Origin of the sequence: Polaribacter sp., assembly GCF_036480315.1 — a bacterium.
Classification (GTDB): domain Bacteria; phylum Bacteroidota; class Bacteroidia; order Flavobacteriales; family Flavobacteriaceae; genus Polaribacter.
This window is the reverse complement of the sequence record NZ_JAZGGG010000036.1, coordinates 39,481-52,221: the sequence shown is the minus strand read 5'-3', so window position 1 is coordinate 52,221 and position 12,741 is coordinate 39,481. Positions and strand designations below refer to the sequence as shown.

At 27.5% G+C, this 12,741-nt stretch carries 10 protein-coding genes; 4 read left to right on the top strand and 6 right to left on the bottom strand.

Features of this window, described 5'->3' with window-relative positions:
• Positions 1-44 precede the first annotated feature (44 nt).
• Both V3V28_RS07130 and V3V28_RS07125 read right to left on the bottom strand, forming a co-directional pair.
• A complete protein-coding gene (locus V3V28_RS07130; protein WP_331364332.1) occupies positions 45-1,232 on the bottom strand; it encodes a porin in 1,188 nt (395 codons plus the stop codon).
• Between the two features lie 144 nt (positions 1,233-1,376).
• Positions 1,377-2,906, bottom strand: coding sequence for a bifunctional metallophosphatase/5'-nucleotidase (locus V3V28_RS07125; RefSeq protein WP_331364331.1), 1,530 nt, complete (start codon positions 2,904-2,906; stop codon positions 1,377-1,379).
• 336 nt (positions 2,907-3,242) lie between these two features.
• Between V3V28_RS07125 and V3V28_RS07120 the strand changes: the two genes are divergently transcribed.
• Genes V3V28_RS07120 through V3V28_RS07105 form a run of 4 tightly spaced genes read left to right on the top strand, consistent with a single transcriptional unit; the run spans position 3,243 to position 7,576 of the window.
• Positions 3,243-3,449 carry a hypothetical protein gene (locus V3V28_RS07120; protein WP_331364330.1) on the top strand — a complete coding sequence of 69 codons (207 nt, stop codon included), beginning with the start codon at positions 3,243-3,245 and terminating at the stop codon, positions 3,447-3,449.
• Positions 3,450-3,504: 55 nt separating this feature from the next.
• Positions 3,505-4,206: a GLPGLI family protein gene (locus V3V28_RS07115; protein WP_331364329.1), complete on the top strand. Its 702-nt coding sequence runs from the start codon at positions 3,505-3,507 to the stop codon at positions 4,204-4,206.
• Positions 4,207-4,237: 31 nt separating this feature from the next.
• Positions 4,238-4,942 carry a GLPGLI family protein gene (locus V3V28_RS07110; protein WP_331364328.1) on the top strand — a complete coding sequence of 235 codons (705 nt, stop codon included), beginning with the start codon at positions 4,238-4,240 and terminating at the stop codon, positions 4,940-4,942.
• A gap of 6 nt (positions 4,943-4,948) precedes the next feature.
• A complete protein-coding gene (locus V3V28_RS07105) occupies positions 4,949-7,576 on the top strand; it encodes a TonB-dependent receptor (RefSeq protein ID WP_331364327.1) in 2,628 nt (875 codons plus the stop codon).
• Between the two features lies 1 nt (position 7,577).
• Here V3V28_RS07105 and V3V28_RS07100 read toward each other — a convergent pair whose 3' ends face one another.
• From V3V28_RS07100 to pheT, 4 genes are all read right to left on the bottom strand, one after another.
• Entirely contained in the window at positions 7,578-8,435 is an 858-nt protein-coding gene (locus V3V28_RS07100) for a hydroxymethylglutaryl-CoA lyase (protein ID WP_331364326.1), read from the bottom strand.
• An 86-nt stretch (positions 8,436-8,521) separates the two neighbouring features.
• Positions 8,522-9,136 carry a LysE family translocator gene (locus V3V28_RS07095; RefSeq protein WP_331364325.1) on the bottom strand — a complete coding sequence of 205 codons (615 nt, stop codon included), beginning with the start codon at positions 9,134-9,136 and terminating at the stop codon, positions 8,522-8,524.
• 54 nt (positions 9,137-9,190) lie between these two features.
• A complete protein-coding gene (locus V3V28_RS07090) occupies positions 9,191-10,225 on the bottom strand; it encodes a quinone-dependent dihydroorotate dehydrogenase (protein ID WP_331364324.1) in 1,035 nt (344 codons plus the stop codon).
• A 77-nt stretch (positions 10,226-10,302) separates the two neighbouring features.
• Positions 10,303-12,729, bottom strand: coding sequence for a phenylalanine--tRNA ligase subunit beta (gene pheT, locus V3V28_RS07085; protein WP_331364323.1), 2,427 nt, complete (start codon positions 12,727-12,729; stop codon positions 10,303-10,305).
• Positions 12,730-12,741 lie beyond the last annotated feature (12 nt).

Here is a 12,741-nt window from a genome sequence, read left to right as displayed (position 1 = left end):
CAAAACTAAATTTATCTCAACTTTTAATCATTTAAAAGATAGTTTTAGAACCAAACACCTAAACCAAAGTTTAATTGTTTTACTGAAGAACTACCAATAGCTGCGTTATTTTTTATTTGATAATCTCCTTTTATAACTGCACCAGGAGCAATTTTATAACTTAAACCAAGAGTCCATTCTTGTCTATCATAACTTGCATTTTTTGTTAGTGCTCCTTCAACAGAAGCATGCGTATCAAAATTTTCAAATCTTACAAAACTTACTAGTTGCTGTTTTTTATCTTGAGGTAATAGGTTATAAGCAGCTTCTAAATAATATCCTTGTAAAGCACTTCCTAAAGCAGCACCAGTTGCAGTATTATAGTCTTCTGTGTCTGTTAAACTTCCATGAATAAATTGACCTCTAGCAGTAAAACGTTGGTATGCATAACGTGCGTCTAAACCAATCATAGAAAGACCAACATCTGCACCTGCTATATCTTCAATATCTGCAGGAGATTGCGTTCTACCAAAGTAACCAGACAAGCCTAAACGTAAACCAGGTAAACCGTAATAATCTAATTTCCCAGAGAAATTAAGGTTATTCATAGTAGATTTTGCACCTTTTTGACGTCCGCCACGTAAACCTTTACTTCCACCAATTTTTCCACCAGTAATATTTCCGTTTCCATCTGAAGTTGACGATAAAAAACCATTAAATAAATACGCTTGATAACGTAAAGAAGCTTCATTATATCTACCAGAAACTCCAACCCCTAATTCTCTCCAAGTTGTTGGTACAATTGATCCATCTATACTTGGTCTTTCTACACCGTTAAAAGTTGTTGGCTCATGATATTCGTTTACAATTCCCATAGGAACTAACATTAAACCAGCTCTTAAATTTACATTATCACTCACAGAATATTGTAAAAAAGCTTGTTCTACAAATACTTCTTTTACATGTTCGAACTCTACTTCTGTAATAAATTGAGTTCTATCATCAAACTTATATCCGAATAATAAAACCAAACGTTGTACGTCTAATTCTGCATTGTTATTATCTTTTCTATTGTATGTTAATTCTCCATAACCACCAACAGTAACACCTTTAGTGTTAATATTACCATTTAAAATACGTTGGGCAGTATTTACTTGGTTATTAGGGTTGTTTATAGAGTCTCTTTGTGAATTTTGTGCTGAAATACTTATAGTTAAAGCTACAGCAATTGCGAAAGTTAAAAACTTATTCATTTTTTTATTTAGATTAATTATAAATAGTTGATTTATTTTCGTGCAAATGTAATACTCATTTTTACATTGACAAAGATTATTTAGATTTAATTTAAATAAAAATAAGAACTTTACATTAACTCATTGAAAATCAAAAAAATAAGGCTATAAACTTTTTAGATAAGCAACAACTGCTTTACGGATATCTTCTGCTAATTCATTTTCTTTAGGCTGATAAACAGATAATACTTCTTTGTTTTTTGGAGATAAAAAAGGAATATCAAATCCTTTTAAAAGATAATCTGAAAAGGCTACAGTATATGTTTTATTAATGTCTAATGATTTACTTTTAATCAACCACTTCTCTCCTACTTTTTCAGCATTAAATCGTTGTAAATATGCTCCAGTTCCAGCAGCTAACACACCGTAGTCTAAAACTCTCTTTAATAACCTTCCTTTAATCTCAACTTTTACAACTGCACCACCATAAGGCAAAACTCTAAAAATATCTACTGCAGTAATATTGCCACTTAATTGATCATCAATTCTTATAGAGCCACCATTTACAATGGCACAATCAACTTTATCATCATACGAAAAAGACATTGCTTTTGTAATCATTTGTCCTAAATTGGTTTGTGTACTTCTAATTGGCGTATCTCTTCCGTCTAAAGGAACTTTAGCTTTAAAAATGACTTCTTCTGGTTTTGAAATAATTTCTTTAATTTTAGAAGACAATACTGTTTGCCATTTATTGACTATTTCTCCAACTATTTTATCTTCTATAATTGTAGAGTTAATTTCTTTTAATTCTGATTTTACAACAGTTTTCTTTGTCTTTTTATTATAAGAAATTCGATGAACATAGACCGTTTTTGCATTTGCATCTGCTTTAGAAATCTGAACACTACCCACAAAATCATTACTATTTGTATGTTCATGACCACCCATAATTAAAGGCAGATTTGGTATTAATTTTGCAATTCTTTTATCATTAGTAATTTTAACATGTGTTAAGCCAAAAACAACATCAACAGAATCTTTAATTGCTGTATAAGAAGCTCTTGCTTTTACAAACATATTACCGTATTCTACAAACTCTTTTGGGTTAGAAGGAATACAAACACTTATAAAACCTACTCTTATTTTAGTACCATCTTCATCAGTAAATTCTTTTATAAAAGTCTCTCCTACTGATTCTTTCTGTCCATTTCGTTCTTTATAAAAAGGAATTGCAGCTTCTTTTGTTTTTAGTTTTACATTTGCAGAAATCCAAGGAAAATTACTTTCATTTAAACGCTTTTGAAGATCTTTTTGAGAAACATCAAACTCATGATTACCAAATGCTACTAAATCGAAATTCATAGCATTCATTACTTCTACCATCTGTTTACCACGAAGTCTTTCTCCATTAACTTTTATAGTTCCTAGTAATGAAGGATTCAAAAAATCACCCGCCATAAAAAGCAGTGTATTTTTATTTTCTTCTAACAATTCTTTGTGTACCGTTTCTACTCTTGCCATTCCTCCAAATTCTCCTCCTTGTATTGGTGCAATTTCATAGACATCATTTAATTGTAAAAAGGTAAAGTCTATCTTGTTATCGTCTTTTTGGCAAGAGAAAAATAAGCAAACAAAAAACAAGTATAAATGCCTGTTATTTAAAAACTTATGAAAAATATTTGTGTAACTCATTTTTTTTTTTTTACATTTGGGTATCATCCACTAAAATTGTTTTGGGGGATGAGAAGAAAAAATTGCTTTCTTTTCATTACAATTTAGGATTATTTTTTTTAGCACCAATTTTTATTGGTGTCTAATCTAATACTTGGTTATTAATTTTTAAATATTTATTTAAGAATAAAAACTCGGTTTGTAAATTTAAATAAAACAGTATACCAATAATGTTTAACTAAATACAAATGCCAATGAAATAAAGACAAAAGACAAACCGAGGAAAGTGTTGCAAATGTAATACACCTCATAGTTTAGTACAAAATTAATTTAATTAAAATTTTAAAACTTAATATTATGAAAAAAGTAATTTTAACACTTGCATTTGTTGCAAGTATTGCAACTTTAAATGCGAATATTAATAGTTCTGAAGTGATTATAGCTAGTTGTCATGCAGAAGCGTGTCAATATTTAGCATTTGTAGAGGATATTTTTGGGGGAGAGATGTCTGAAAGTGAAGCAAATATGCATTACAATGTAGGATATGCTTCATGTATGGGATAATAATAAAAATTTAATCATTTGGGAGGTCTAAAAACCTCCCTTTAAAATAACTATTATGAAAAACAAAATTTTATTTTTAAGTTTTATCCTTTCTGCAAGTACATTATTGTATTCACAAACAGGAATCATTACATATAAAACAATAACAACTAGTAATAATAAAACTTCTAATCCTGAAATGGCAAGAAAGATATATGAAGAAATAAATAGATCCTCTTTTAGCTTATATTATAACAGTAAGAAATCCTATTTTAAAAAAGAAAAAAAAATACCAATACATTCTTTTGAATACAAAGCTGCCGCAATTTTCACTAACTATGGTAAAAAATGGCATCAATTTAATAACCCTAAAAAAACAGCTTCCTATAATACTAAAATTTTAAACAAAAATTATATAGTTAATTATAGTAATAGGATGAATAATTGGGAACTTTTAAATGAAATTAAAATTATAGATGGATATACTTGCTACAAAGCAATAAGAACATGGACAAATGATAGAAGCGGTAAAATCATGAATAATATTGCTTGGTATACACTAGATATTCCTGTTCCTTATGGGCCAATTGGAAATGGTGGATTACCTGGTTTAATTTTAAAATTAGAAGTCAAAAACAATTTTTATTATTTAGTTGATAAAATCACTTTAAACCCTAAAAAAATGAAAAAAATACCTAGCTTAAAAGAAGGTGAAAAGATAAGCGATAAAGAATCAGCAAAACTTTTGAGAGAAGCAAGAAAGGTTACGCCAGACTAATACTTTATGATCTTTAAAATAATTATATATTATGAAAATCAAAGCCTTTTTTTTATTTATTACTTTTTTTATCAACTTAAACATATCTTTTTCACAAACGGGTATAGTTACATATAAAACTGGAAGAACTAAAATAAATAAAACCTCAAGGCCTGAAATGGCAAGGAAAATAACAGAAGAAATAAATAGAATCTCACAAGTTTTATATTACAATAATAAAATGTCTTTCTTTAAAAAAGAAAAAAACATACCTATTTATCCTTTTGAAGCCAAAGCTGCTAATATATTAACTAAATCTCACCAAAAATGGTATCAATTTAACAATTCAAATAAAACAGCTGCACATAATATAGAAATTTTAAATAAAAAATATATTGTAGACAAGAGTTATAAAATGAAAGGATGGGAGTTAAATAGTGAAGTACAAATAATAGATGGTTATACTTGCTTTAAAGCTACAAGAAAACAATTTATACCAAGAGCTAATAAAGATAGAATTCTCATTGCATGGTATACCCCAGACATACCTGTACCCTATGGACCAGTTGGGAATGGTGGGTTACCTGGTTTAATTTTAAAATTAGAGATTAGTAATGGCCTTATTTATTTAGTTGACAAAATAATTTTAAACCCTAAAAAAATGAAAAAAATACCTAGTATAAAGAAGGGAAAAAAAATAAACATAAGAGAAATGGTAATACTTATGAGAGATGCTAGAAAAGTTACACCAGATTAACCATAAATGCTTAAAAAATATTTTTTTATTGTTACGTTATTATGTTTTTTCTTAAACAACTTTGCACAAGTTAAAGTTAAAGGGAAAATATTAGATACTAAAAACGCGCCTTTAAGAAGTGCAAATGTTATTGCTTTTCCAAGTGGTAAAGGTAAATTGGTATTTAGTGTTAGTAATAATAAAGGAGAATATTCTATAGAACTTTTAAAAAATATTAGTTATAATATTTCTATAAGTTTTATGGGATATATTACTAGAAAAGTAGTTTTAATTACTCCTCAAGAAGATACTATTATCAATTACACCTTACATGAAGATCCTAATAAACTAGAGGAAATAGTCATAAAATATAAAGTGCCAATAAAAATAAAAAAAGATACAACAACTTATAACGTAGATGCTTTTACAAATGGTAAAGAGCGTAAATTAAAGCAAATTTTAAAAAAATTACCAGGTGTAGAAGTAGATAGAAAAGGGAATATTACTGTAAATGGTAAAAAAGTAACGACACTTTTAGTAGATAATAAAGTGTTTTTTACCGGAGATACAAAATTAGCTGTAAATAATATTCCTGCAGATGTTATAGATAAAATAGATGTTATAGAAGATTATCATGAAAACACTTTTATGAAAGGTTTAGAAAAATCTGACAAAGTTGCAATGAACATCAACTTAAAGAAAGATAAAAAAAAGTTTGTTTTTGGTGATATAGAAACTGGTTTAGGGATTAAAGAAAGATACCTTTTTCATCCTGCAATCTTTAAATACAGTCCAAAAATAAATTATAGTTTTATAGGGGACTTAAATAACACCAATAAAAAATCTTTTTCTATAAGAGATTATATAAACTTTGAAGGAGGTTTAGATTTTAACAACTTAAAAACTGTTATACAATCTCCAATAGTAAAACTTTTAAGAAATCAAAATTTTATAAAAAGTAATCATAAGTTTGGTGGTTTTAATTTGCAATGGAGTAAAAATGAAAAAACAAATTGGAGTTCTTTTTTAATAGCACTTTCCGATAATACAGTTTCTAAAGTAGAAAAATTTAGAAACTACTTGGTAGATGATCTTACTGAAAAATTACACGAAAATGAAAAGAATAAACAAGATTTAGTTTTAGGTAGAATTCAACTTTTATATAAGCCAAATGAAAATACTAGAATTAAATACTTTACAAAATTTGAATCTACTTCTGTAAATCAATCAATAGAAAACAATAGGGATTTAGAAGGAAATCTAATTACCTTTAATGAAAACAATACTATAGAAAGTAATAAAGTAAGTTCTTACTTTAAAGCTGAAAAGAAATTTTCTGGTTATCATACATCTCAAGCAATTGTAAATCTTAATTTTAATAAAATAAATGATAATAATAACTGGGAAGCAAACACAAATATATTTCCAAATAGTATTAATGTAGATGAAACAAAACCAATTAATATATTCCAAAACACTTCTTTTAACACTTTTAGTTACAATGCAGGTCTAAAACATTTTTGGATAATTGATAATGTAAATCATTTGTATTTTAATATTGGTAATGTATATGAACAAAATAATTTTAAAAGCAATTTACTGCAAAATAATATTTTTTTTAATGGCTTTAAAAACAATTTAAATCAAAATAAGTTTACAATTTTTAGTAGTATTATGTATAAAAAATTAATTGGAAATGCTATTTTAACTACAGAATTAAAATATCAAAATTACTATAGAACTACTTCACAATTAAGTGATGGAAATTCTTATAAGTCTAATAAAATATTACCAAAAATAGAGTTAGATTGGGATATTTCTAATAGAAAAAAACTTACTTTTAAATACAATCTCACAAATTCATTTCCAAATACAAAACAATTAATATCAAATAGTATTTTTAATAATTATAATAATATTTTTATTGGAAATACGGATTTAAAAGAAACTTTTTATCATTTTTTCAGTTTAAAATATAGTAAATATAGAACATACGGCTGGAGCTTTTATCCAAGTTTATATTATAGATTAAGAAATAACCAAGTACAAAATATTTTTAATTCGACAAATATTTTTAACTTCATTAATCTAATAAATATAAATACACCAAGTAAGTCATTTTCTTCAAGTTTTAGAATTGTCTATAATTATAAATACTGGAAAGCCACCATGTTAACAGAATATAATAACTCTTCTTATGCAAGAATAATTAACAATAATGAGGTTTTATCAAAAGATAATTCCTTAACTGGAAGATTAACCTTTAGAACGATGTATGAAGAAAAACCAAATATAGATTTTTCATATATTCAAACATATAATGATAATAGTAATGCATTTTTTAATAGCCTTTCAAATATTTCTAAATTAGATTTTGTTATTGATTATGAAAAAGGAGATTGGGTTTTTAAAACCGAATATTTATATAACTTTTACAAGAATAATGTTTCAAATACACGTAATTCTTATAATGAAATTAATGCTTCTATATTTTATCAAAAAGAGAATAGTCCTTGGGGTTTTGAAATTTCTGGAACAAATATTGGGAACAACAGTTCTAAAGTAAATTCTAGTTTATCTTCTATTCTATTTTCAGAAACAAGAAGATTTGTTTTTCCTAGAACTTATGTTCTTAAGGTAATTTATAAATTATAACTTAAATAAAAACCTCTAATGCCTTATTATAAGCACTTTCAAAACTCATTGGTTTTATATTTGTGTATGCTTTTTGTTCTGTAAAATAAGATAACAGTTTTTCTGTTGGCATATTCCCTGTCAACTCATCTTTTGCCATTGGGCAACCGCCATATCCTTTTATTGCACCATCAAAACGATTACAACCCGCTTTAAAAGCAGCATTTACTTTTTCGTGCCATTTGTCTGGCGTTGTGTGTAAATGTGCGCCAAATTCTATTTGTGGATATTTAGTAATTAAATTTGAAAACAAATATTCAATAACATCTGGTGTAGAACTACCAACAGTATCGGAAAGCGATAAAATTTTTACACCCATTTTAGAGAGTTTCTCTGTCCAATTTCCAACAATATCTACATTCCAAGGATCTCCATACGGATTTCCAAATCCCATAGATAAATAAGCAACAACTTCTTTGTTTGATTTATCTGCGATGTTTAAAATGGCATCTAAAGTTTCTAAAGACTCTGCAATAGTTTTGTGTGTATTTCTCATTTGAAAATTCTCTGAAATAGAAAAAGGATAACCCAAATAATCTATTTCTTCAAATTGAGCAGCGTCATTTGCGCCTCTAACATTTGCTATAATTGCTAGTAATTTACTTTCTGTTTTAGATAAATCTAATTTTGCCAAAACGTCTGCAGTATCTCGCATTTGTGGAATTGCTTTTGGAGAAACAAAACTCCCAAAGTCAATGGTATCAAAACCAACCTTTAATAAAGAGTTGATGTACAATGCTTTTTTTTCTGTAGAAATAAAATGAGATTTTATTCCTTGCATTGCATCACGTGGGCATTCTATGATTTTGACTTTTTTCATCAAACCAAAGATACAATTTTTGAGAATTCGTTTTTGTTAATTTTATTGATAATTTTCAATGTTTTTTTGACATAAAACAAAACTTATTAAAGCAATATCAAAACTGCAATTAAAACAAACACAATTATTTGTGCCCATTTTAAAATGATACCTGCTTTTTTATTTTGTTTTATATAAACTGAAATACTTCCTGCCAATAAAGCAATTGAAGAAAATATTAAGAAAGAAGTTAATATAAATAATCCGCCTAAAACATAAAACTGAATTACAGTAGAAATGGTTTCTGAAAACAAAAACTGTGGAAAAAATGCCAAAAAGAAAATAGTAACTTTCGGGTTTAAAACATTCATCCAAAACCCAGTTTTAAATAACTGAAAAGTTGTTTTCTTTTTTACATTTTCTGTTGAAAAGATAATTTCAGCATCACTTTTGTAAACACTGTAAGCTAAATACAGTAAATAACCAGCACCTAATAATTTAATAATAAAGAAAATATTTGGATTTTCATTTATAACTGTAGAAACACCAAATGCAACCAAAGTTGTATGTATAATACAACCCGTCATTAAACCAAAAACTGTTGCTAATCCAAATTTTCTACCGTTTACAATACTTTGGGTTAATACAAAAATATTATCTGGTCCAGGAGATATTGATAATACAGAAGTTGCTAATACAAAAGAAATAAGTGTTTCTAACATTGTTGTAAAAATACTATTTTTTCTTTCTTCTAAAAATCTATTAAGAAGTATAAATTATAAGTCAGCTAAAATTGCCTTATTAATTTTTTTAATCAAACAGGGTCCTTCATAAATAAAGCCTGTATAAACTTGTACTAAATCTGCACCCGCTTTTATTTTTTCTATTGCATCTTCAGCAGAATGAATTCCACCTACTCCAATAATTGGAAAAGATTTATTAGAGTTATCTGCTAAATATTGAATTACTTTTGTACTCTGGTTTTTTACTGGTTTTCCACTAACTCCACCATTTCCAATTTCTTCTAAACGCTCTTTTGAAGCTTTTAAATTTACTCTATTTGTAGATGTATTGGAAGCTATAACGCCATCTATTTTAGTTTCTGCAACCAATTCTATAATTTCATCTAACTGAACATTATTTAAATCTGGTGCAATTTTAAGTAAAATTGGTTTCTTAATTTTGAATAAGTTATTCTGATTTTGACAAGCTGTAATTAACTCCACTAAATACTCTTTATCATTTAATTTTGCATGGCTACCAACGTTTGGGCAACTTACATTTAAAACAAAATAATCTACAAAAGGATGTAATTCTTTAAAAACCTCTAAATAATCATTTGTATAATCTTCTGGTTTTGTGTTGGTATTCTTTCCAATATTTCCACCAATAATAACTTTATGCTTATTCTTCTTTAAGTTTTTTATAGCTTCTTCAACGCCTTCATTATTAAAACCCATTCTATTAATAATTCCCTGATCATCTTTTAATCGGAATAATCTTTTTTTAGGATTACCAACTTGCCCTTTTGGAGTTACGGTTCCTATTTCTATAAAACCGAATCCGAAATTTGCAAGTTCATTATATAAAACTGCATTTTTATCAAACCCAGCAGCCAAACCAACCGGATTATTAAACTTTAAGCCAAATAAATTGCGTTCTAATTTTTTATCGTTTACTAGATACAAACTTCTAAATATAGATGCTATAAAAGGAATTTTACATAAAACTCTAATTAAAGAAAATGTAAAATAATGAACCTTTTCTGGATCGAATAAAAATAAAATAGGACGTATTATTTGTTTGTACATATATAAACTTATGTGTTAGTAATAAAAAACAACTATTAATTTAAAACTATAAAAAAAGCCCAAAAAGGGCTTTTAAATTATCTTAAAACAGCATTTAAATTCTTTTCGAATGTTTGCTGTAATTTTTGCATTATTTTATCTATTTGTTTATCTGCTAATGTTTTAGACTCATCTTGCAACAAGAAACTAACTGCATAAGATTTTTTACCTTCTGGTAAATTATCTCCTTCATATACATCAAATAAATCTACTTCTTTTAAAACTTTCTTTTCAGATTGAAATGCTAAATTGTATACTTCTTTAAATTCTGTTTTTGTATCTAATAATAAAGCTAAATCACGTTTAACCGCAGGGAATTTCTGTAATTCGGTAACTTTAATTTTCTTATTACCGCTTAACTTTAAAATGGTATCCCAATTAAAATCAGCAAATAAAACTTCTTGTTTAACCCCGAATTCTTTTAAAATTGAAGTTTTTACAACTCCGAATTCAACCAATTTAATTTTTCCTAAACCAAAACTAATTCCTTCTGAAAAAATGTCTTGTTTTGTAGGTGATGATTTTACTTTATCAATTCCTAACCTACTTAAAACAGAATTAATTATTCCTTTTGTATAGAAAAAATCTGATGGATTAGATACTGTTTTCCAACTATCTTTACTTCTATTTCCTGTTACAAAAAGCGTTAAATGTTTGTCTTCTTGGTATTTTTCGTTGTATTTATGATATGTTTTACCAAACTCATAAAACTGTAAAGAACTATTTTTTCTATTTATATTATAAGCAACAGATTCTAAACCACTAAATAATAAAGATTGACGTAAAACTTTTAAATCGTTACTTAACGGATTTAATATTTCTACATTTGCTTCTTCATTTATATTTTCTGATAAATTAGTATACGCAGGTTTCGTTAACGAATTTGCCATTGTTTCATTAAAACCTAATGAACTTAATTGGTTGGCTACAATATTTTCAATTTTTGTTTCTTTATTTGAATCAAAAGAAATTGAAGTATTTAATTTATGAGAAAATTCAATATTATTATAACCGTATACACGTAAGATTTCTTCAATAATATCTGCTTCACGCTGAACATCTGTTCTATAAGATGGAATTGTTAAACCTAAACCACCTTCAGTTTCACTATTAATTTTAATTTCTAAAGAAGCTAAAATATTTTTAATCGTTTCTCTTGGAATTTCTTGACCAATTAAACGGTTTGCATTTTCATAGGATAAGAATACTTGAAAGTCTTCAATTTTTTCTGGATAAAAATCAGAAATATCTGAAGATAACTTTCCACCAGCATATTCCTCAATTAACAAAGCAGCACGTTTTAGTGCATATTCTGTCATGTTAATATCTATTCCGCGTTCAAAACGGAAAGAAGCATCCGTATTTAAAGCATGTCTTTTTGCTGTTTTTCTAACAGAAACAGGATTAAAATAAGCGCTTTCTAAAAAGATAGAGGTTGTGTTTTCTGTTACACCAGATTTATATCCACCAAAAACGCCACCAATACAAAGTGGGTTAGAATCTGCATCGCAAATCATAATATCTTCAGCAGAAAGTATTCTTTCTACTTCATCCAACGTTTTAAACTTGGTACCTTCTTCTAAAGTTTTTACAAGAATTTTATTTCCTTTAATCTTTTGAGCATCAAAAGCATGTAAAGGTTGTCCAAGTTCATGCAAAACATAATTTGTAATATCTACAATATTATTTTTTGGTGTTAAACCAATTGATTTTAAACGGTTCTGAATCCATTCTGGAGAGTCTTTTACTTCAATATCTGTAATGGCAATTCCGCAATAGCGAGGACATAATTCTTTATCGTCTACTTCTACATCAAAACGTAAAACTCTTTCGTCTACATGAAAATCACTTACAGAAGGAGAAATTAATTCTAATTTTAAATCCTTTTGAATTAAACCCGCTTTTAAATCTCTTGCTACACCAAAATGGCTCATAGCATCTGATCTGTTTGGTGTTAAACCAATTTCAAATACTTGATCTATTTCAATATTAAAAACTTCTGCAGCCGGCTTACCAACTTCTATAGCTTCATCAAGAACCAAAATTCCATCATGACCTTTACCAAGACCTAACTCGTCTTCTGCACAAATCATTCCATGGCTTTCTTCTCCTCTAATTTTTCCTTTTTTAATTTTGAAACCTTCTCCTTTATCATCGTATAAAGTAGTACCAATAGTTGCAACAGGTACTTTTTGACCAGCAGCTACATTTGGTGCACCGCAAACAATTTGCACAGGTTCTCCATAACCTAAATCTACAGTAGTTATCTTTAACCTATCTGCGTTTGGGTGTTGTATACAAGTTAAAACTTTACCAACAACAATACCTTGCAAACTACCTTTTATAGATTCTTTAGTTTCAATTCCTTCAACTTCTAATCCTAAATCGGTTAACAATTCTCCAGTTTTGGTTGCATCCCAATCTGTTTGTAAAAATTGCTTTAGCCAATTGTATGATATTTTCATATTCTCTTTTTG